This window comes from Rhizobium sp. 05L419 (assembly GCF_056397845.1).
In genome coordinates this window covers 101,015-121,493 of sequence record NZ_JBFTOF010000015.1, presented here as the reverse complement: position 1 = coordinate 121,493, position 20,479 = coordinate 101,015, and the positions used below count along the sequence as shown (strand labels likewise).

General features: G+C 60.4%; 16 protein-coding genes and 1 tRNA gene. 13 read left to right on the top strand and 4 right to left on the bottom strand.

Going from position 1 to position 20,479, the window contains the following annotated elements; genetic code table 11:
- Window positions 1-2: 2 nt before the first annotated feature.
- Window positions 3-821: an ABC transporter permease gene (locus AC1DMK_RS19250; RefSeq protein WP_477861109.1), complete on the top strand. Its 819-nt coding sequence runs from the start codon at window positions 3-5 to the stop codon at window positions 819-821.
- On the opposite strand, the gene AC1DMK_RS19245 is transcribed toward AC1DMK_RS19250, so the two are convergent.
- Window positions 822-2,702 carry an AsmA family protein gene (locus tag AC1DMK_RS19245; protein WP_477861107.1) on the bottom strand — a complete coding sequence of 627 codons (1,881 nt, stop codon included), beginning with the start codon at window positions 2,700-2,702 and terminating at the stop codon, window positions 822-824. It lies immediately after the preceding gene.
- Window positions 2,703-2,859: 157 nt separating this feature from the next.
- Between AC1DMK_RS19245 and AC1DMK_RS19240 the strand changes: the two genes are divergently transcribed.
- Entirely contained in the window at window positions 2,860-4,812 is a 1,953-nt protein-coding gene (locus tag AC1DMK_RS19240) for an acetoacetate--CoA ligase (protein WP_477861105.1), read from the top strand.
- A gap of 223 nt (window positions 4,813-5,035) precedes the next feature.
- On the opposite strand, the gene AC1DMK_RS19235 is transcribed toward AC1DMK_RS19240, so the two are convergent.
- Entirely contained in the window at window positions 5,036-8,752 is a 3,717-nt protein-coding gene (locus tag AC1DMK_RS19235) for an ATP-binding protein (RefSeq protein ID WP_477861104.1), read from the bottom strand.
- Window positions 8,753-8,967: 215 nt separating this feature from the next.
- Between AC1DMK_RS19235 and AC1DMK_RS19230 the strand changes: the two genes are divergently transcribed.
- The 4 genes from AC1DMK_RS19230 (at window position 8,968) to AC1DMK_RS19215 (ending at window position 11,736) form a co-directional block, all read left to right on the top strand.
- Entirely contained in the window at window positions 8,968-9,411 is a 444-nt protein-coding gene (locus AC1DMK_RS19230) for a phasin (protein ID WP_477861102.1), read from the top strand.
- A 125-nt stretch (window positions 9,412-9,536) separates the two neighbouring features.
- Window positions 9,537-9,613, top strand: a tRNA-His gene (locus tag AC1DMK_RS19225).
- Window positions 9,614-10,058: 445 nt separating this feature from the next.
- Window positions 10,059-11,051 (top strand): carbon-nitrogen hydrolase family protein, encoded by a 993-nt coding sequence (locus AC1DMK_RS19220; RefSeq protein WP_477861101.1) that lies wholly within the window; start codon window positions 10,059-10,061, stop codon window positions 11,049-11,051.
- Complete coding sequence (locus AC1DMK_RS19215) at window positions 11,032-11,736, top strand: alpha/beta fold hydrolase (RefSeq protein WP_477861099.1); 705 nt, start codon at window positions 11,032-11,034, stop codon at window positions 11,734-11,736. Before AC1DMK_RS19220 ends, AC1DMK_RS19215 begins: the two co-directional genes overlap by 20 nt.
- 159 nt (window positions 11,737-11,895) lie before the next feature.
- On the opposite strand, the gene AC1DMK_RS19210 is transcribed toward AC1DMK_RS19215, so the two are convergent.
- Window positions 11,896-12,783 carry a universal stress protein gene (locus tag AC1DMK_RS19210; protein ID WP_037060002.1) on the bottom strand — a complete coding sequence of 296 codons (888 nt, stop codon included), beginning with the start codon at window positions 12,781-12,783 and terminating at the stop codon, window positions 11,896-11,898.
- 385 nt (window positions 12,784-13,168) lie between these two features.
- Here AC1DMK_RS19210 and AC1DMK_RS19205 point away from each other — a divergent pair, with 385 nt between their 5' ends.
- The 3 genes from AC1DMK_RS19205 to AC1DMK_RS19195 all read left to right on the top strand — a co-directional run bounded on the left by AC1DMK_RS19205 (window position 13,169) and on the right by AC1DMK_RS19195 (window position 14,306).
- Window positions 13,169-13,414 carry a helix-turn-helix domain-containing protein gene (locus tag AC1DMK_RS19205; RefSeq protein ID WP_037059595.1) on the top strand — a complete coding sequence of 82 codons (246 nt, stop codon included), beginning with the start codon at window positions 13,169-13,171 and terminating at the stop codon, window positions 13,412-13,414.
- A 192-nt stretch (window positions 13,415-13,606) separates the two neighbouring features.
- On the top strand, window positions 13,607-14,098 hold the full coding sequence (locus tag AC1DMK_RS19200; RefSeq protein ID WP_477861096.1) for a DUF4174 domain-containing protein: 492 nt from the start codon (window positions 13,607-13,609) through the stop codon (window positions 14,096-14,098).
- On the top strand, window positions 14,061-14,306 hold the full coding sequence (locus tag AC1DMK_RS19195) for a hypothetical protein (protein WP_477861147.1): 246 nt from the start codon (window positions 14,061-14,063) through the stop codon (window positions 14,304-14,306). The genes AC1DMK_RS19200 and AC1DMK_RS19195 overlap by 38 nt, the downstream gene beginning before the upstream one ends.
- On the opposite strand, the gene AC1DMK_RS19190 is transcribed toward AC1DMK_RS19195, so the two are convergent.
- Window positions 14,303-15,184, bottom strand: a complete 882-nt coding sequence (locus AC1DMK_RS19190) for a LysR family transcriptional regulator (protein ID WP_037059598.1) — start codon at window positions 15,182-15,184, stop codon at window positions 14,303-14,305. The two genes, AC1DMK_RS19195 and AC1DMK_RS19190, sit on opposite strands and share 4 nt — an antisense overlap.
- Before the next feature lie 111 nt (window positions 15,185-15,295).
- Here AC1DMK_RS19190 and AC1DMK_RS19185 point away from each other — a divergent pair, with 111 nt between their 5' ends.
- The 4 genes from AC1DMK_RS19185 to AC1DMK_RS19170 all read left to right on the top strand — a co-directional run bounded on the left by AC1DMK_RS19185 (window position 15,296) and on the right by AC1DMK_RS19170 (window position 20,476).
- A complete protein-coding gene (locus AC1DMK_RS19185) occupies window positions 15,296-16,792 on the top strand; it encodes a CoA-acylating methylmalonate-semialdehyde dehydrogenase (protein WP_037059599.1) in 1,497 nt (498 codons plus the stop codon).
- Window positions 16,793-16,965: 173 nt separating this feature from the next.
- Entirely contained in the window at window positions 16,966-17,448 is a 483-nt protein-coding gene (gene rirA, locus AC1DMK_RS19180; protein WP_037059600.1) for an iron-responsive transcriptional regulator RirA, read from the top strand.
- Between the two features lie 338 nt (window positions 17,449-17,786).
- A complete protein-coding gene (locus AC1DMK_RS19175; protein WP_037059601.1) occupies window positions 17,787-19,382 on the top strand; it encodes an ABC transporter substrate-binding protein in 1,596 nt (531 codons plus the stop codon).
- Window positions 19,383-19,471: 89 nt separating this feature from the next.
- Window positions 19,472-20,476, top strand: a complete 1,005-nt coding sequence (locus AC1DMK_RS19170; RefSeq protein WP_477861093.1) for an ABC transporter permease subunit — start codon at window positions 19,472-19,474, stop codon at window positions 20,474-20,476.
- Window positions 20,477-20,479 lie beyond the last annotated feature (3 nt).

Genomic DNA, 20,479 nt, shown 5'->3' with positions numbered 1-20,479 from the left:
CCATGCTGAAATGGACCCGTTTCAACATCGCCTCCGTCGCACTCGGCTTTGCCTTCCTGTACCTGCCGATCGTCCTGCTCGTCGTGTTTTCGTTCAACGAGTCGAAACTCGTCACGGTATGGGGTGGTTTTTCGACAAAGTGGTACGCGTCGCTTTTCCACAACCAGGCCCTGCTCGATGCTGCCTGGGTGACGGTACGGGTGGGCATCCTCTCGGCCACTGCCGCGACGATCCTCGGCACCCTGGCGGCTCTGACGCTGGTGCGTTACACCCGCTTCCGTGGCCGAATGCTCTTTTCGGGCATGGTCTATGCGCCGCTCGTCATGCCAGAAGTGATCACCGGGCTGTCGCTGCTGCTGCTCTTCGTCGCGATCGGCCTCGATCGCGGCTTCTGGACCATCACCCTGGCGCACACGACGCTTACCATGTGTTTCGTGGCCGTCGTGGTGCAGTCGCGCCTCATGAGTTTCGATCGGTCGATCGAGGAGGCCGCGATGGATCTCGGTGCGCCGCCTGTCCGTACTTTTTTCGAGGTGACGTTGCCGATCATCGCGCCGGCAGTACTATCCGGCTGGATCCTCGCCTTCACCCTGTCACTCGATGATCTCGTGATCGCGAGCTTCACTTCGGGTCCCGGGGCCACAACGCTGCCGATGAAAATCTACAGCCAGGTGCGCCTCGGCGTGACGCCGGAGATCAACGCCGTCTGCACGCTTCTGATCGGGGTTGTCACGGTCGGGGTCATTTGCGCCTCAACGGTGACCAAGCGGCGCGAGCTGCAGCGGGAGCGCGACGAACGGGCTGCAGCCAACGCCCCGTGATTATCGCGGAGCATCCCGATGACCGACGGGCATGGTCGAGAGAACAGGATCGGGCCAGGAACCTCCGACGAAGAACGGCAATGGCGGAAAGTCTGCCGTCTTTGCGGGATCGGTAGCCTCGATCTTGCCGGACAGGGCCAGTCCGCTGGATTTGTAAGGAATGACCCCGGACAAAGTGATCGTCTCCGCGGGACCTTCGATGCTGCCGCTGCGTATCTCCGCTGTGCCGTCGGCAAGATCGGCGTTGATGTCGAACGTGTCGAAAGCAAAAGCCCGATGCGAGACGGCACTCAGCGCGAAGAATGCGCCCTTCGCAGCTTCAGTACGCACGGCTTCCGCGTCAAAGCCCGGAAGCGACCCTGAAAGTGCGTGGAAGCCAATCGTGCCTTTCAGATCGGCGGGGCCGGTTTTCCATAGCGGCAGGACTGTGCGTACCGATAGATCGAGCGAGCCGGTGGCAAGGGGCAGCGGCCCCTTAAGCTGCAGACGTTCGATCAGGTTGGCAAAGTTCGCACCCCGGATCGACACCTGAAGCTTTCCGCCGCCATCGAAATCGCCACGCATCGCCTCCAGATGAGCGGTGAGCGCGCCGCCCTCGAACTGGCTGTCGCCGATGTCGAATTTCGCCTCGTTGCTGGAGACGATGATGCTTGCGCCGACATCCGATAGCGCGAAGGGCTCGATGTCGCCCTTTCTAGCGGAAAGCCTGAGGTCGAGATCCAGCTTCTGCAGTGCACCGCCGTCAGGCGGCCCGTTGTCCTCGCCGGCTGCGAGACGCAGGGCGAAAGCGTCGAAAAGCGACTTGAAGTTCATTTGGTCGAACGCAAGTGTGCCACCGAGTTTCGGCCGTTTGCCGGGTGCAAACGTCACGTCCATCACGCCTCGCGCGCTCGCCCCGTTCATGCCGAGGCTGACATTGTCGAAGCGAAATCCGTTTGCGGCCGACACGATGTCGCTCTCGAGAGAAAATGCCTTCAAAGTGGGTATACCGGGCAGCGACCTGCCAGACCAGGTCAACAAAGCCGGCAGATCGGGAATGCCGAGCGCCATCACGCCCGACAGGTCGAAGAGGTGGGCGATATTCGCCAACCCGTCGAAACGTGCCGTCAGCAGGTTGGACGTCAGCGAGGCCTTGAGCGGCGCGCTTCTGCCGCCGAAGATCAGCAGCGGGCTACGAGAGGCAAAGTCGAGCTTCAGGTCCAGGCCGTTTGTCCGGGCGATCAGAATGGCGCTGATCGGATTCGATAGTCTTGGCCAGCTGATGTCGGCGGTGACGCCATCGAACCGATAGGTCCTGCCGCTGGCAACGTCGGTGACGTCGAGCGTGCCGTCTTCGACCGTGATGGTGCCGATCTCCGCGTCGAGTTCCTTGAGGAGCACCTCTTCGCCGCTCTTCTCGTCTGCTCCAGCAATAGCCTTGGCCAATAGCCCTTCGTTGGTCCAGTCGATCATGCCACTGCTTTCGCGGGTCAGCAGTAGGTGGGGACGCAGTAGGTGGAACTCGTGGAAGCTCGCCTTTCCCCTGATCGCATCGATCAGGTTGAATTCGGCCGAAAGGCTCTCGATCGTTCCGAGCCGCTTCTGGTCGCCGCTCTTCTGTCGAACCGAAATATCGCTGAGCGTGATACGCGGGGTCGGCCAGAATTCGACAACCGGTTTACCGGCGATCTCTGCGTTGTAGCCGATCCATTTGGAAAGCGCGTCCTCGATGCCCGAACGAACGAGGTTTGTCGAAATGAGATAGGGGCCCGCGACGCGAAGGGCGACAAAGGTCGTGAGCAGGACGATCAATGAGATTGTTGCAAGTCTCGCAATGCCCGGCAACCAGCGGGCGACGGGCCTGATTTTTCTCCGCCACCGCGGTTGTCGAGACGTGCCCATGAGTTTCGTCCGTCTTTCGGCGCTCGCCCGTTAATGTACTGAAATGCCGGATATATCAAATGTGGGGTACTTGCAAATCGGCAGCTGACCATGCTCTGGTTACGACCTTACAGGCGCTGTGGCATACTATATAGGCATAGAATGGGAGATGTTTTGCATGCGTAACGATAGGCCACTTTGGACGCCTTCGCGAGCCTCGATTGAGGCAAGCCCCATCTATCACTTCATGCAGGCATGCAATCGCAATTTCGGGCTTTCACTGTCGAGCTATGCCGATCTGCATGCATGGTCGGTCGCCGAGCGGGAGAGTTTCTGGACAGCCATTTGGGATTTCTGCGACGTCAGGGGTGACCGCGGCGCCCGCGCCCTGGTCGATGGCGATGCGATGCTCGATGCACGCTTTTTCCCTGACGCGACATTGAACTTCGCCGAGAACCTGCTGTCCGGCGAAGGCGCGGGCGAAGCCATTATTTTCCGCGGTGAGGATAAGGTCGCCGACCGCTGGTCCTGGGATCGGCTGCGCAATCTCGTCTCCAGGCTTCAGCAGGCGTTGCGCACACAAGGCATCGGCCCGGGGGATCGTGTCGCTGCCATGATGCCGAACTTGCCCGAGACGGTGGCATTCATGCTCGCGGCCGCCTCGATCGGCGCGATCTGGTCGTCCTGCTCTCCCGATTTCGGCGAGCAGGGTGTCCTCGATCGTTTCGGCCAGATCGAGCCCAAGCTCTTGGTCGCCTGCGATGCCTATTGGTACGGCGGCAAGCTGCAGGATGTGAAGGCGAAGGTGACGGCGGTGACGGCGAGCCTCGGCTGTCCTTGCGTCGTCGTCCACTATTCCGGCGATGTGACGGCCGTTGCGCGCGATACGCCACGCGCGGCGACGCTTATGGATTTCATCGCCCCCTTCACGGCGAGACCCGTTGAGTTCGCACCCCTGCCGTTTTCGCATCCGCTCTACATCCTGTTTTCCTCTGGAACGACCGGTGTGCCGAAGTGCATCGTCCACTCTGCCGGCGGCACCCTGTTGCAGCACCTGAAGGAACATCGCCTGCATTGCGGCCTGCAGCCCGGCGAGAAGCTGTTCTACTTCACCACCTGCGGCTGGATGATGTGGAATTGGCTGGTAAGCGGCCTGGCAGTCGGCGCGACGCTTTGCCTGTTCGACGGCTCGCCCTTCGCACCGGACGGCAACGTGCTTTTCGACTATGCTCAGGACGAGAAATTTGCGGTGTTCGGCACGTCGGCGAAGTATATCGATGCCCTGCGCAAAGGCGGGCTAACACCGCGCACCACGCACGATCTCTCCAGCCTCCGGCTGATGACCTCCACGGGTTCCCCCCTGTCGCCGGAGGGATTCTCCTTCGTCTACGAGGATATCAAGGAGGATGTGCAACTGGCCTCGATTTCGGGCGGCACCGACATCGTCTCCTGCTTCGTTCTCGGCAATCCGCTGCAGCCGGTCTGGCGCGGTGAGATACAGGGACCCGGCCTGGGCCTTGCCATCGACGTGTGGAACGACGAAGGCAGGTCGGTACGCCACGAAAAAGGCGAGCTCGTTTGCACCAAGGCCTTCCCCGCAATGCCCGTCATGTTCTGGAATGACCCCAGCGGTGCAAAATACCGCGCGGCATATTTCGAGCGGTTCGAAAATGTTTGGTGCCACGGTGATTTCGCCGAGTGGACCGAACATGACGGCATCGTCATCCATGGTCGTTCCGATGCAACGCTCAATCCGGGCGGCGTGCGGATCGGGACGGCGGAGATCTACAATCAGGTCGAGCAGATGGACGAGATCGCAGAGGCGCTCTGCATCGGCCAGGAGTGGGACGACGACGTGCGCGTCGTACTCTTCGTCCGCCTCGCACCGGGCGTCTCGTTGACCGACGATCTCGCAAAAGCCATCAAGACGCGCATCCGCACCGGCGCCTCGCCGCGCCACGTGCCGGCCAAGATCATCGCTGTCGGTGACATTCCGCGCACCAAGTCTGGCAAGATCGTCGAACTTGCGGTTCGCGAAATCGTGCATGGACGGCCGGTGAAGAACAGAGAGGCGCTGGCCAACCCAGAGGCTCTTGAACTCTTTGCAGGGATTGAGGAGTTGCGCGTTTGAAACCGCTAAAATCGTAGCAAAACTACAATCTTTTACCTTCGAGAGATTCCCTTGTCCGGCAACCTTTCGTTAATAAACCTTTGTCAAAGGTGAACGTACCTTGGGGCTGCATATGAACGAGGCAGCTTGGAGCTCTGGCTCCCGAAACATGATGTTAGATCGACTAAGCCCTTGTTGAACAGCACCCAACTCTTAGGCAGCCCCCGGGGCTGCCTTTTTTCGTTCAGACCGCCAGTACCCGCTGTGAGGGAAATGCAATTTCCACAAGCGTGCCTTCGTTCGGCGTCGAGCTGATCGCGAAGATCGCCCGGTTGGCATCGACCATTGCCTTGGTCAGCGGCAGGCCGAGGCCAGTGCCTTCACCTCGATGGCGCGATTGCGTCGAGACCTGGCGGAAGGGCTTCATCGCTTGGTCGAGCTCGCTGCGTGTCATGCCCACACCGGTGTCGCGGATGCGAAGCACGACGCTTCCGTTCGTTTCGTAAGACGTCGACACGACGATCTGGCCGCCCGATGGGGTGAAGCGGATCGAATTCGAGAGGATGTTCAAGGCGATCTGCTTGATGGAGCGCAAGTCTGCGACGACGTCGGGGACGGCGTGCGACAGAGCCGTGCGGATGATCACGCGCTGGCTATTGGCCTGCGGCTGCAGCAGGGCCACGGCCTCGGAAATCGCCTCGTTGAGGCTGATGGCTCCGAAATCCAGATCCATCTCACCGGCTTCGATCTTTGAAATGTCGAGCAGATCGTTGACGATGTCGAGAACGTGCCGACCCGAACGACCGATGTCGTTTGCATATTCCACGTAGCGCGGATGCCCGATCGGCCCGAAGCGCTCGCCGGCCATCATGTCGGAGAAGCCGATGATGGCATTGAGCGGGGTCCGGATCTCGTGGCTGACGCGGGCGAGGAAGTCGGTCTTGTGCGCATTGGCGGTCTCCGCAGCGCTCTTGGCGCCGCGCAACTCGTCCTCCGTGCGCTTCCACTGGGTAATGTCGCGGATGACGGCGCAATAGCCGCTGGAGGAGGTCAGGCGGCCCATCGTCATGAACAGCGGCACGAAACCGCCCGCTGCCTCGCGGCCGATCACTTCGCGGCCATCGTTGAGCACGCTGGCGACGCCATGGCCGGAAAGGCCGTTCAGGTAGTCGAGCACGGCCTTCTGGCTCTCATGGGCAAACAGCATGACGAAAGGTTTGCCGCGGGTCTCCTCCTCGTCGTAGTTGAAAAGCGCGCTCGCCGACCGGTTCATCGAGCGGATGTCGCCTTCGGCACCGATCACGACGACACCGTCGGTTGCCGTTTCCAGGATCGACCGCAGTTCCTCGACCTCGACCTGCAGCTTGGCAACTTTCTCGATCATCCGGTCGGCGGTGCGCGACTCTGCCGGGGACAAATCGCGGGCAGGAACCAAGGCGTCGTTTTCGACCGGCATCAGCGCAAGCATGAGCGCGCTCGACTCTTCCCAGCGAATGGATTGTAGCCTTGCAGAGACCGGAACGAGCTTGTCGTCGACGGTGACGAGCATCATCGCGCCCGGGCGCCCGGCTTTCTCTTCAAGTTCATGTCGCTGCAGCAGCGCGTCGAGGCCGCCGACGTCGGAAAGGTCTTCCAGCGACGAATAGCCGGTCAGTCGCATGAATTCCGGATTTGCATGGATCAGCTGGTCGCCGGCATGGATGAGAACGGCGACCGGGAGCTGGTCGATCATCCTGGCGGAAAAGCCGTCGGTCATCTTCACCCGGGGAGGAATGAAACTCGCCAGTATGTCCATCTGGCTGACGGTTTCTTCAAGGCCTTCGGTGACGTCTTCATCGGCGGGCGCCTCCGCCGGGGAGGGCAAGGTGGCCTCTGTTTCCGGTATCGCCTTCGCTTCGTCTGCCTCCTGCGCAGTCTGTTCGATGACCTCCTCCGCGGACGCATCGGGCTCGACCGCTGCCGCGGGCTCCTCCTGTATCACGCCGCCGCTGGGCGTCGCTTCGTCATCGGTTCGCACGCCGAAGGCTTCAAGGCGCTTGGCGATCTCGTGGAAATTCGCCTGTTCGGCAGATGTAAGGCTCGGTCCGGCACCATGGAGCTGAACGATCTTGTCGGTCAAACGGCGGCTCGGGCCCTCGACAAGCCGCAATACAGGAGGCTCGGCGCGCGGTAGCGCTGGCTCGGGAAGCGGCAACGCCGGCCCGGGCTCGACGGCCGCCGTCCCCGCAGGTTCACTCGCCGTGATTGCCACCTCGTCGGCCGGAAGTTCTTCCGCCTCGTGCTCCGCGCTCTCGGATGCAGCTGGAGTGGCGGCTTGCTGTTCCTCAGGCGCGATCGTCTCCTCTTCAGGCAGATCGGCCGGCTCATCGACCGCGGCCGTGTCGGAGGCGATGCTATGCGGGCCGAATGTCAGGCCGAGCGCCAGTGGATCTTCCGCAGCGTCCGACAGGCGAACGACCCCGAAGCCGCGAAAACCGTCAAATTCCCGGCTTCGCGTGTAGGTCGGCAGGGCGGCAAGATCGACCGGTACGGCGAGGCTTGTTCCCTCTATTGGCCAGTTGATCGTCTTGCCGGACCAAGTATCGCGGCGCGCCAGCGCTTCTGCGATCTTGCCTTCCTGATCAAGGTTGAATAGCGCAGCGATATCGCTGAAGGCGACGCCGATGATATCGGCGGAATGCGGGCCGACCGCCTCCGCAAATTCGCCGGAAACCTCGCTGAAGCGTCCCGCCGCGTCGATCTTCCAGACGAAACGGGTCGCCCGGCTGTTCGGGTTGAAGACGAATTCGCCGTTGTCTGCGGTGTCAGTTGCCGGCGCCGGTTCCTCGGCGGTTGCGGACGGGCTGTGGTGAGTGGCCCCCGTGATTGCTTCTTCCGTCTGAGGGGCAGCGTCGTCAGGAACGTCCGGAGAGTCGAYGATCGGTGCGTCGGCGGCTTCGGCAGCAGAGCTTTCCACCAGGGGCTCTGGCGCGATCTCCGTCTCCGGCTCGTCGAACAGCTCCGCCTCATCATGGCCGGCCGGCTGAACTGAAGTCGATTGACTCCAATCGATGTCAGACGGCTGGTCCGCCTCGGTGTCTTCGGGCAGCGGCTCGGCTTCCAATGCCTCCTCGGCAATTGCAGACGTTTCCGCGGCATCCGTATCGGCGGCGCTGCTGTCCTCGGGCGCGTCCTCAAGGTCCTCGATCCCCGCGATGGCATCGATCGCGTCGGCAAAGGCAGGAGCCGTCGGCGCAGCAGTATGGTTAACGGCGGTTGTGGATAAGTCAGGCTCGTCGAGCGGGTCGAGCCTCCCGAGAACGGTCTCGACGGCAAACAGAAGGTTGAGGGCAGGGTTGTCGCTGATTCGCCCGATAGCGGCCGGAAGGTAGCCCTTGCCGGTCGCGACCGGGCGTTTCACCAATCCATGCGGATGCTCTGCCGCGAGCGTCGTCAGCGCCTTCGCCGTCTGCCTGGTCACACCGAGCGAGGCGAAGCCCGCCGATGCCGCGATGATCTCGCCTTCGCCGCCGATCACGGCCATGTGGGTGTCCGGATCGTCGAGCCCCTTCAGCATCTGTGCGGCCGATTCCCCCGTGGAGGGAGGGCTGGACGAGAGGGGCAGGGACACCAGGATTGCCTGTTCGCCGGATGATAGGCCAATCAATTCAACCGTCGCCTGCGCCGGAATGCGCTGAAAGCCCTGTGCGATGCGGATCATGAAGTTGCGGCTGTCGCCGACGGCGGCCAGCGGGCGGGCCGTTGCTTCCAGCTGCCGGAAGGTGATGTCGGTTCGCGTGATGCCCTGCTCCAGCAGGTCATAGACGGCCGATTGTCCAAACAGCTCCGCCCCGGCACCGTTCGCCCAAAGCGCGCGGGAGAGGTCTGCCGAGAACAGCACCAGCGCGTCGCCACGCGAGAAACGCTCGCGCACGCGGGGATGCACGGCGATATCGATGAACGGGTACTGGACTGCGGGCATGATTGAACCTTTAGTCTTCGGAGATTGGCGAATTAACGGTCTATTAATAACGACAGGCCGGAAAAGGGTCCAGCAGACAGGCCGGGATTCGGCTGGAAAGGTTAACGCCTTGTGCGTCGCACAAATATGTTGCAATGCACAATAAACTCGTCTATATAATAGCGACCGAACGAACGAGGCAATCACTTATGCCGAGACACAAGGAGCGCAAAACCGTGGCGAAGATCGACGACGTTTTCTCTATCTCTTCTTTGGACCCTTCGAAATTCGCTGACTCGTTCCGCGATTTCGCTGAAAAGGGCGCGCAGCAGTCCCGCGACGCCTTTGCCAAGATGAAGGCTGCAGGCGAAGAAGCCAGCAAGACGCTTGAAACCACTGTGCAGACCGCACAGGCTGGTGCTGCCGAAATCGGCCACAAGGCGATCGACGCCCTACGCACCAATGCCGAGAATTCCCTGACGCACCTCGACGCACTGCTGTCCGTCAAGTCCGTTGCCGAATTCTTCGAACTTCAGACAACCTTCCTGCGCAAGCAGGCGGAGCTGACGATCGAGCAGGCAAAGGCGATGCAGGAAACCTCCAAGCAGGTTGCCGAGAAGCTTGCCCAGCCTTCCAAGGAAGCCGCTGAAAAGGTCATTGCGACTTTCAAGGCTGCATGATCCTACCCCCGAGACAACAAAAGGCTGGACCGTTTGTCCGGCCTTTTTGTATATAGAGGGGAGATAGGGCTTGAATTAATTTTCAAGTCCTCGTATGTGAGCCCCGTCGCGCCAAGCGCGATTGTGCGGTTGTAGCTCAGTTGGTTAGAGCGCAGGTTTGTGGCACCTGAGGTCGGAGGTTCGAGACCCCCCAACCGTACCATTTCTTCCACGATAAAATCACAAGCTTGGTAGGATCGCTCGCTCCGCGAGGCAGCTATGCCGAGAACGCCGCTTTGGAAGACGCATGGAACATTTGGCGTGTTCCTGATAGACAATTGTTGGGGCTTTTAGTGCTCCGACCGGCTGTGCGGATTCCGCAAGCGACGTCCTTGGTCCAGGGTCCCGGCATTTCCAGCCGTTGCGGATACCACCCCTCGAATATCAGGCGCAAAACCCGAAAAACTCAGGGTATTTGCGACGCCTTGACGAATCGAGATCTGATCGACATCCTTTTCTGGCGTGACCCGCGCACAACCTCCAAAGACCTTCCCCAGCATGGTCTTAAACGGAGGCAAAGGGACTGCAGTCTTGGGTCGCTATCTTGGTCCGATCGTTTCGGGCGTCGTTGCTGGGGGACTTGCGTCCGGGACGTGAAAGGCCTGACAATGACGCAGAACGGAAATCTCAAACGTCGTGTACGCGCTCGCGCGGCCAAAACAGGCGAGTCCTACACCGCAGCCCTCAGACATCTTCGCCAAACGGTGCCCGACCGTCCTGAGCCAAAATCAGTGCGGTTGGCTGTAGCGCAAACGTCGCTTTTCAATGACCCCCGCGATATGACTGCGCTTCGTGCCAGCGGAGCAGAAATGCGGCGCTTGATGCGCAATGCGCAGAAGGCTGGCGCGCGGCTTATCCACTTCCCCGAGGGTACAACCTGCTGGCCGAATAAACGCATCATGTCTGAAATCGGCCCCAAAGAAATCGGCCCTTCTGACTGGACCCGGTTTGAATGGGAGGTTCTGCGCGAGGAACTGGAAGTGACAAGAAGGCTTGCGAGGGACCTTGAGCTATGGACGGTATTGGGTTCGGTGCATTTGCTCACTCCACCCCACCGGCCGCATAACAGCTTATATGTTCTCTCCGATCGCGGAGAGCTGGTGACGCGCTACGATGAACGTCTGCTGTCGAATACGAAGATCTCGTTCATGTATTCGCCGGGAAAAGCGCCGGTGACCTTCGAGATTGATGGTGTCCGTTTCGGCAGCGCGCTCGGCATGGAGTCGCATTACCCAGAAATATTCATTGAGTACGAGGGGCTCGATGTAGACTGTGTACTGTTCTCGACCTCAGGGGAGAGCCCTTCCGCTGCGCCGCCTTTCGCAGCAGAGGTGTTGGGGCATGCAGCCAGCAATAGATACTGGGTCAGCTACTCCGCCCACTCTCCGCAAAGTGTGACAGCCCCATCTGGAATAGCCGCTCCCGATGGCCAATGGGCCGTGCAATGCTCTTCAGATGGAGCACCGGCTATCGCCGTTGCGGATATCCGGACTGATCCAGAGGATCCCGCGCGGCCGTGGCGGCGAAAGGCTCGCTCCGACCTGTACGTTCAGCATCATGTAACCAGCGATCCACGGAGCGATGGCCGCAACCTATTCTGAGCAGCCGCGGCAAAGGAGATCGCATGAAAACAGCTCAGAAGCCGAGTTGCTGTTGCTACATGCGCTTCCCTTGAATGGAGCCATGTGGGTCAATCAGATGGAACTCTTGCCGGGTGCGACCTACGCGCCCACGCTCTACTCGCATGGGGACCGTATCGAAGGATGGGCGGCCGAAGCTTTGGCGCTGGCGAAAGGCAACCGCCTGATCGTCGTTGGTTGTTCTGTTGGGGGATCTTGCGCGTTGGAGGTTGCCGCTCTTGCCCCTGACCGCGTCGCGGCTCTGGTTCTGATTGGAACCAAGGCATGGCGACGATTGGACCCGGTGTATCATGGTTCGGCTCTCGAAACACTGCGCGAAAAGGGCCTCGAAACCGCGTGGTACCTTTATTGGGAGCCGCTGTTTGCAGCAAAAGCCTCGCCTCAGGCAATCGGTGAAGCAAAGCGCATGGCGATGCTTCAACCCCTGGAAGACGTGGCGCGTGGCGTCACTGTTTTCCATACGCGCCCGAGCCGAGATCATGTACTTTCGACCTTTCCACGCCCGGTTATCGTCGTCACGGGAGAAGAGGACGTCGCACCGGGGCCCAAAATCAGCGCCAAACAGGCCAAGATGGCTCAACACGGTCGGCTGCACATTATCCCTGAATGCGGACATTACGTGCCGCTGGAGCGACCAGAAGCATAAAATTCGATCCTCTGCGAAGTGATAGCCGAACAGGAACTGAATGCCGCGATGATGTCGTAATACTAGCTTGATGAAGCTGTGACTTCGGCAGTCCGTCATGTGCAGGCAATAAGCGATGGTCTTCTGGAACGGCGTCGCGCGGTTGCATACCACCAGTCCTCAATGCTTCATCATCAGCGGTATCGTTGCGCGCGAGAGCACGTAGCGGGTGACGCGGCCGAGGAGCAGCTCCAGAAAATAGCTATGCCTGAAGGCGCCGATCAGCAGGCAGGTCGCGCGCTCCGACCGCGCGAAATTCAAGATGGTTTCGCCGACCGATCGGTTTTCGGACCTCAGCGCAACGAAATCGGCCTGAAGCCCGAGCTCAGCCAGAAGTTCCCTTGCCGTAGCCTGGTAGGTGCCGTCGGCGGTGTCGTTGACGCAGAGAACGGTGATGCGCTCGGCGGCTGTCAGCCAGCGCTTCGCTGCGACCACCGCACTTCTTGCATGATGGTGCGGCTTCCAGCCGATCACGACATGCCCCAACAGGTGCCCGGCATATCTCCCCGGAGGCGGCACCAGCACGAGCTTGCGCTCGTTGAAGATGATGGCGTGGAAGGCGTCGCGCGCATCCAAATTGCCATGGCACGGGGCAACCACAAGCGCGCTCTCATGACATTGGGTCGCCACGCAGCGGTCCAGATCGCCGCGGCAATCGTCCATGAGCAGCTCTCTGCGGTCGGGCCCGTCGCGTCTCCAGCTGTGGAAGATCCGGTTGACCAGTTCGAAACGCTGCAGGGAGGTACCTTCGGCAAGATCCCTCAGCATCTGCAGGTCGATCTCCTCCGGAGAGACGATCATTCCCAGTGGCCTCGCCCCGACGTGAACGGCGGCCATGCTGCCGTGCACGAGCTGTGCCGCGTCCTCGGCAATGTCCAGGCAGATCTTCGCGGTTTCAGGATCCGGCAGCAGCGCCAAGACGTCGGCTTGGCTCGTCGACGGATAAGGATGGCCACCGGTCCCGCTGGCAGTCCCGATCGTTGGCGGTCTGATTTCGCTGCTGAACATGGCGGACCTGCTCGATGCCGCATCGCCCGTATTGGTCAATGACTGGTTTTGCTCTATCATCACGACGGGCCGCGACGGCAGTGATTCTACTCCTGCATCGTGCAACTCGCAACGCCATCCGTGTTGTCGCTAAGACCCTGAAATCGCTTGAAGTGGCGCACACTCGACTAGCCGCTTTGGTTGAAATGAAGTCGCTCTCGAACGCCTGGCGCGGCCAGTTTGTATGTTGCCGTCCTCAAGCGAAGGTTGCCAGAAAAATCAGTGCCTAGTTAAGCCGGCACGCCCTGATACACCCGATGTTGGTTATATTGCGTTGCAAAATGTGATCGAGAATGCCATTTTCCGCGCGGGGGTAAATTCAGAGTGATTTTAGAAGGAGACTTTAATGTCCATTTCGCTCAACAATCTGGATAGATCCAACGCAGAGGCTGTTTCCGCAATCAACGCCTCGGCTGCAATAAGGGCGGCGCGAGAAGCCATCGGCTACAGCGTTGACGATCTTGCGGTCACCTGCGGCCTCCTCGTCAGCGAGATCCAGGAGGTCGAGAACGGCGAGGATACGGATCCCGCCAAGCTGAAGCGGATCGCTGCCGCGTTGCAGATACCGCTGACGGCGTTCATTCCAGAGTGATCGTAGGCTTACGGGGCCGGCAGGGCATTTCCCCTCTGGCCCCGCCTCAACCCTGCAGACCCCGAATTCCCGTTGGAACAATATTGGCAGTCGCCTGAAGGCGCGTGGCGCTGCTCGGCTTCTTCGCTTTCTCCGGTCTCAAATGGAACCGGTCCCGCCGGTCGGGCGTTTGCCTTCGGACGGGAGAATGAAATGTCGAAGACGCTTCTATACGGTGCGACCAAGGTAGACGAGACGAACGTCGCATATGCCGCTGTCGCAAGTCTTGAACAATTCCAGTGGAAGAACCGTGTTGTCGTCATCTTTGCCGATACGGGCAACGCGCGATCCGCGCACCAGGAAAACCAGCTGCTGGCCGATCGATCGGCGCTGGAGGTGCGCGACATCGTGCTGCTGAAGGTCGTCGGCGGCACCGTCCGGCTGCTGTTCGGCGTCGGCGAGACGCTGGACGCCGAAGCCATAGCTCGGGACCTTGCCCACCGCGATGGCCCGCAAGCCGGAGAGTTCGCTGCCGTGCTCGTCGGTAAGGACGGCACGGTCAAGCTCAATGTGCATGAGCCGATCAGCAGCGGAGAGCTCTTCGCGATCATCGACGCCATGCCTATGCGCGCTGCGGAAGGCGCGGCATCCGGCAAGACGGCGCCAGATGAAGGCCCTCATCGAAGGGACGACAAAGCCCGCTGACCCGGCGGTCACCTTCGTTGCGAAACAAGAGAACGGCAAGGAGCAGACCATGTCCGTGCCCCACGAACCCATTCCAGTCCCGCTGCCACCGGGCCGGATCCCGGAGCCACCCATCAAGGAACCGGAGCCCGATGTATTGCCGGATGAGCTGCCTAATCCCAATCCCGATGAAAACGACAGCCCGGCAAAGCATGTGCTCACGTGCTAGAGGAAGATATGCCGCTCCGCACCGACAAGCTCCTGCAGGAAATCGACCACTGTGCGGACGCGAACGAGATCGCGAGCACTTTCATGATAGGTGGTCCAGTAGGCGCGCTGGATCGAAACCTCCGGCAGAATGCGGATCAGTTCAGGATATTGGCGGGCGATATAGTCGTGCAGAATGCCGATACCGGCACCTGAGCGCACCGCCTCGGTCTGGCCGATGGCCGTGGAGATTTCAAACGACGCATCCCAGCTGCGCATGACAGCCGAGGAGAAATTGAGCGACGCCGTAAAGATCAGGTCCTCGACGTAGCCAATTCGCGGATGTACCTTCAGCGCGTCGATGTCGGCGGGCGCGTCGTGGGTGTGCAGATAGTTCTGCGAGGCATAGAGTCCGAGAGTATAGTCCGTGAGCTTGGACGAGACGAGGCGCCCCTGTTCCGGTCGCTCCAGGGTGATTGCAATGTCTGCCTCGCGCTGCGAAAGCGAAAAGGAGCGCGGCACCGGCACGAGCTGTATCCGAAGCTCCGGATGGCGCTGTATCAGTTGCCCGAGGCGCGGCGCGAGAAACGAGACGCCGAAACCGTCGGGCGCGCCGATCCGCACCGTGCCGGCGATCGTGCTGTCGAGATGGCCGAGGCTTGCCTGCGCACGCAGCATCTCGGTTTCCATCCGCTCGGCGGCGTGCAGGAAGATCTCGCCTTCCGCCGTCAGGTCGCAGCCGTTGGTGCGTCGCACGAGCAGCCGCGTCTTCAGCCGCTCTTCCAAGGTGGTGACGCGGCGGCTGAGCGTCGCATGATTGACGCCGAGCCGTTTGGAGGCGGCGAGTATCTGCCCTGTGCGGGCCACGGCCAGGAACATGCGCACGTCATCCCAGTCCAAGGCGGCCTCCGGCTTTAATTTTTGCACAACGGTTGCTTATATCAGCTCATTGATTTGTGCAAATTGAAGTGCGATTGTTCGCCATCCAGTAAATCAAGAGGAGGCACATCCATGCGTGAGATCGGTCATTTCATCGGCGGCAAGCATGTCGTAGGCACCAGCGGTCGCTCGAGCAACGTCTTCAATCCGGCAACGGGCGAAGTGCAGGCGACCGTTGCACTGGCAAGCGACGCGGAACTGGATGCAGCCGTTCAGAACGCCAAGGCCGCGCAGCCGAAGTGGGCCGCCACCAACCCGCAGCGCCGCGCCCGCGTCTTTATGAAATTCGTCCAGCTGCTGAACGACAACATGGATGAACTGGCTGAACTGCTCTCCAAGGAGCATGGTAAGACGATCGAGGATGCCAAGGGCGACGTCATCCGCGGCCTCGAAGTCTGCGAGTTCGTGATCGGCATTCCTCACCTCGCCAAGAGCGAGTTCACCGAAGGCGCCGGCCCGAATATCGACATGTATTCGATCCGCCAGGCGGTCGGCATCGGCGCCGGCATCACGCCGTTCAACTTCCCGGCCATGATCCCGATGTGGATGTTCGCGCCTGCCATCGCCTGCGGCAATGCCTTCATCCTGAAGCCCTCGGAGCGCGACCCGTCCGTGCCGCTCCGCCTTGCCGAACTGATGATCGAAGCAGGCCTGCCGGCAGGCATCCTCAACGTCGTCAACGGTGACAAGGGCGCCGTCGATGCGATCCTGACGCATCCGGATATCTCGGCTGTCTCCTTCGTCGGCTCGACGCCGATCGCCCGTTATGTCTATGGCACGGCTGCGATGAACGGCAAGCGCGCGCAGTGCTTCGGCGGCGCAAAGAATCACATGATCATCATGCCGGACGCCGATCTCGACCAGGCGGCAAACGCCCTGATGGGCGCGGGCTATGGATCGGCCGGGGAACGCTGCATGGCGATCTCGGTTGCAGTTCCGGTCGGCAAGGAAACCGCCGACCGTCTGATTGCAAAGCTGACGCCGATGGTCGAAAGCCTGCGCATCGGCCCTTACACCGACGAAAAGGCCGACCTTGGCCCGGTCGTCACCAAGGAAGCCAAGGAGCGCATTCTTGGGCTGATCAACAAGGGTGTCGAGCAAGGTGCCGAGCTTGTCGTCGACGGCCGCGATTTCAAGCTGCAGGGGTATGAGAATGGCCATTTCGTCGGCGGCTGCCTGTTCGACAATGTCACGCCGGACATGGACATCTACAAAACCGAAATCTTCGGACCGGTTCTTTCCGTCGTGCGGGCCAAGAACTACGAGGAAGCCCTGGACCTGCCGATGAAGCATGAATATGGCAACGGCGTTGCAATCTACACCCGCGACGGCGATGCCGCCCGCGACTTCGCTTCGCGCATCAACATCGGCATGGTCGGCGTCAACGTGCCGATCCCGGTTCCGCTCGCCTATCACTCCTTCGGCGGCTGGAAGTCCTCGTCCTTCGGCGATTTGAACCAGCACGGCACGGACTCGATCAAGTTCTGGACCCGCACCAAGACGGTCACAAGCCGCTGGCCCTCTGGCATCAAGGACGGCGCCGAATTCGTCATGCCGACAATGAAGTAACGTCCCTCAACCAGCTTGCTTTCGGAACCGGGCTCCTCAGGGGGCCCGATTTCGTTTAGAACAGCGGCAATCAGCCTCAGATAAGATGAATATCATTTTCATATTTTGGAATTGTTCAAAACTATCAAAGCCACTATATACACTTGACGACGAGAACGATTCTGGAGATCGGCATGCGTTTGACGAAACAGACCAACTATGCGGTTCGCATGTTGATGTACTGCGCTGCCAATGATGGATATCTGAGCCGCATTCCGGAGATTGCCCGGGCCTACGGTGTCTCCGAACTCTTTCTGTTCAAGATCCTGCAGCCGCTGAACAAGGCTGGTCTGGTCGAAACCGTGCGGGGACGCAATGGCGGTGTTCGTCTTGGCAAGCCTGCCAAGGATATCAGCCTTTTCGACGTGGTCCGCGTGACGGAGGACAGTTTCGCGATGGCGGAATGCTTCGAGGACGACGGTGTGGTCGAATGCCCGCTGGTTGACAGCTGCGGCCTGAACTCGGCTCTGCGCAAGGCGTTGAATGCCTTCTTCGACGTGCTGGCGCAGTATTCCATCGACGACCTCGTGAAGGCGCGTCCGCAGATCAACTTCCTGCTCGGCATCACGGGCGAGCAGGCATACCGCAAGCCGCCGGTGACCGCTCCGGCAGCTTGACGCAATAACAGCCCCTGATTTGACGCAACCGCAGCGCCCTGGGTGTCTGCGGTTGTTAGTTTCTTGGGGTTTCGACCGAAGACTCGCGGCAAGCGAGTGCCTGCTTGGTGCGGTTGGCGCGAAATTATACCAAATGTGACAAAATCTCGGTTTATTCAGTGCGAATATTTCCAAATGCGGCCTATTTTCGGCGGAAAATTACTAAAGTTGCCCGTCTGGAAAAATTTTCCACTGGGGTCGTTGATTTCAGCAAATAAATATCGTTCCATCTGCCGTCGGTCCGGATGCCTATCCGCGATCTCAAAACTTAAAAAAGAACAAACCTGGGAAACGAAATCATGAAAAAGATCTCTGTCCTCCTGGCAGCGACCGTCTTGGCTTCTGCCATGGCGTCGGCGGCTTGGTCGAAAACGCTTGTTTACTGCTCTGAAGGATCGCCGGAAGGCTTCGATCCCGGCATCTACACGGCGGGCACCACCTTCGATGCGTCGTCGCGCACGGTCTACAGCCGCCTCGTCGAGTTCACCCATGGCAAGACCGAAGTCGAGCCGGGCCTCGCCGAAAGCTGGACGGTTTCCGATGACGGCACGCAGTACACCTTCAAGCTGCGCCCGGGTGTCAAGTTCCAGACGACCGACTTCTTCACTCCGAGCCGCGACCTGACGGCTGACGACGTCGTCTTCTCGTTCGAGCGCCAGCTGAAGGCCGACAGCCCGTGGGCCAAGTATGTCGCAGGCGTTTCCTATGAGTACGCCGCCGGCATGGGCTTCCCGGAACTCATCAAGTCGGTCGAGAAGGTCGATGACCTGACGGTCAAATTCACGCTCAACCATCCCGAAGCTCCTTTCCTCGCCGACCTCGCGATGGACTTCGCATCTGTTGTGTCCAAGGAGTATGCCGACAAGCTTCAGGCCGACGGCAAGATGGAACAGATGAACCAAATGCCGCTCGGCACCGGTCCGTTCACCTTCGTTGCCTACCAGCCGGATGCCGTCATCCGCTACAAGGCCAACGAAACCTACTTCAAGGGTAAGGAAAAGATCGACGATCTCGTCTTCGCGATCACGCCTGACGCATCTGTCCGCGCCCAGAAGCTCAAGGCCGGCGAATGCCACATCATGCCTTATCCGAACGCCGCAGACGTCAAGGACCTCAAGGCTGACTCGAACCTCAAGGTTCTCGAGCAGCCGGGCCTGAACGTTTCCTACCTCGCCTACAACACGCTGCAGGCGCCGTTCGACAAGCCTGAAGTGCGCCGGGCGCTGAACATGGCGATCAACAAGCAGGCGATCGTCGACGCCGTCTTCCAGGGTGCCGGCCAGGTTGCCAAGAACCCGATCCCGCCGACGATGTGGTCGTACAACGATGCCGTCAAGGACGACGAATACAACCCTGATGAAGCTAAGAAGATGCTTGAAGCCGCTGGCGTCAAAGACCTCAGCATGAAGATCTGGGCGATGCCGGTTTCGCGTCCGTACATGCTCAACGCACGTCGCGCTGCCGAACTGATGCAGGCCGACCTCGCCAAGGTTGGCGTCAAGGTCGAGATCGTCACGCACGAATGGGCAGAATACTTGAAGCTCTCCAAGGACAAGGCCCGCGATGGCGCCGCGATCCTTGGCTGGACGGGCGATAACGGCGATCCGGACAACTTCCTCGACACGCTCCTCGGCTGCGAAGCTGTCGGCGGCAACAACCGCGCGCAGTGGTGCAACAAGGAGTTCGACGCCCTCGTGAAGAAGGCCAAGAAGACTGCCGATGTCGGCGAACGTACCAAGCTCTACGAAGAAGCGCAGGTCCTCTTCAAGAAGGAAGCGCCTTGGGCGACGATCGATCACTCCACCGAATTCGTTCCGATGAGTGCCAAGGTTTCCGGCTATGTGCAGGATCCGGTCGGCGTTCACCGCTTCGATGGCGTTGATATCGCCGAATAACCGAAACTATGCGAAGATGCCCGGCAAGACCGGGCCCGGCCGGCGGTCAGGTTTGATACCTGACCGCCGGACTAATATGGACATATGCCATGTTGCGATTTTTCTTCGGGCGCCTAGCGGTCCTGATCCCCACTTTCCTCGGTGTTTCCATCATCGCCTTCTCCTTCATCCGCCTGCTGCCCGGTGACCCGGTCATGCTGATGTCGGGCGAACGCGTGATGGCGCCTGAACGTCATGCCGAAATCATGCATGACCTCGGTCTCGACCGGCCGGTCTACGTTCAATATCTCGGTTACCTCGGCAACGTGTTGCAGGGCGATCTCGGGTCGTCGATCGTGACCAAGCGCCCGGTCCTGCATGAGTTCGGCACGCTGTTCCCGGCAACGCTGGAGCTGTCGCTCTGCGCCATGCTGTTTGCCATCCTGCTTGGCGTCCCCGCCGGCATATTCGCCGCCGTCAAACGGGGAACCTGGTTCGACCAGGGCGCCATGGGCGTGGCGCTTGTCGGTTATTCGATGCCGATCTTCTGGTGGGGCCTGCTGCTCATCGTTCTATTCTCCAATACGCTGCACTGGACGCCGGTATCCGGCCGTATCGGCCTGATGTATTTCTTCAAGCCGGTCACCGGGTTCATGCTGATCGATAGTCTGCTGTCCGGCCAGGCCGGAGCTTTCAAGTCGGCCTTCCTGTCGCTGATCCTGCCGACGATCGTCCTTGGGACCATTCCGCTTGCCGTTATAGCGCGCCAGACGCGCTCGGCCATGCTCGAAGTTCTCGGCGAAGACTATGTTCGCACGGCTCGCTCCAAGGGCCTCGCGCCGCTTCGCGTCGTCGGCGTCCATGCGCTGCGCAATGCCATGATCCCCGTCGTCACCTCGATCGGCCTGCAGGTCGGCGTTCTGCTCGGCGGTGCGATCCTGACCGAAACGATCTTCTCCTGGCCCGGTATCGGCAAGTGGATGGTCGATGCGGTCTTCAAGCGTGACTATACAGTCGTTCAGGGCGGTCTGCTGCTGATCGCCGGCATCATCATGCTCGTCAATCTGATCGTCGACCTCATGTACGGTCTCATCAACCCACGCATCAGGCACTAGGAG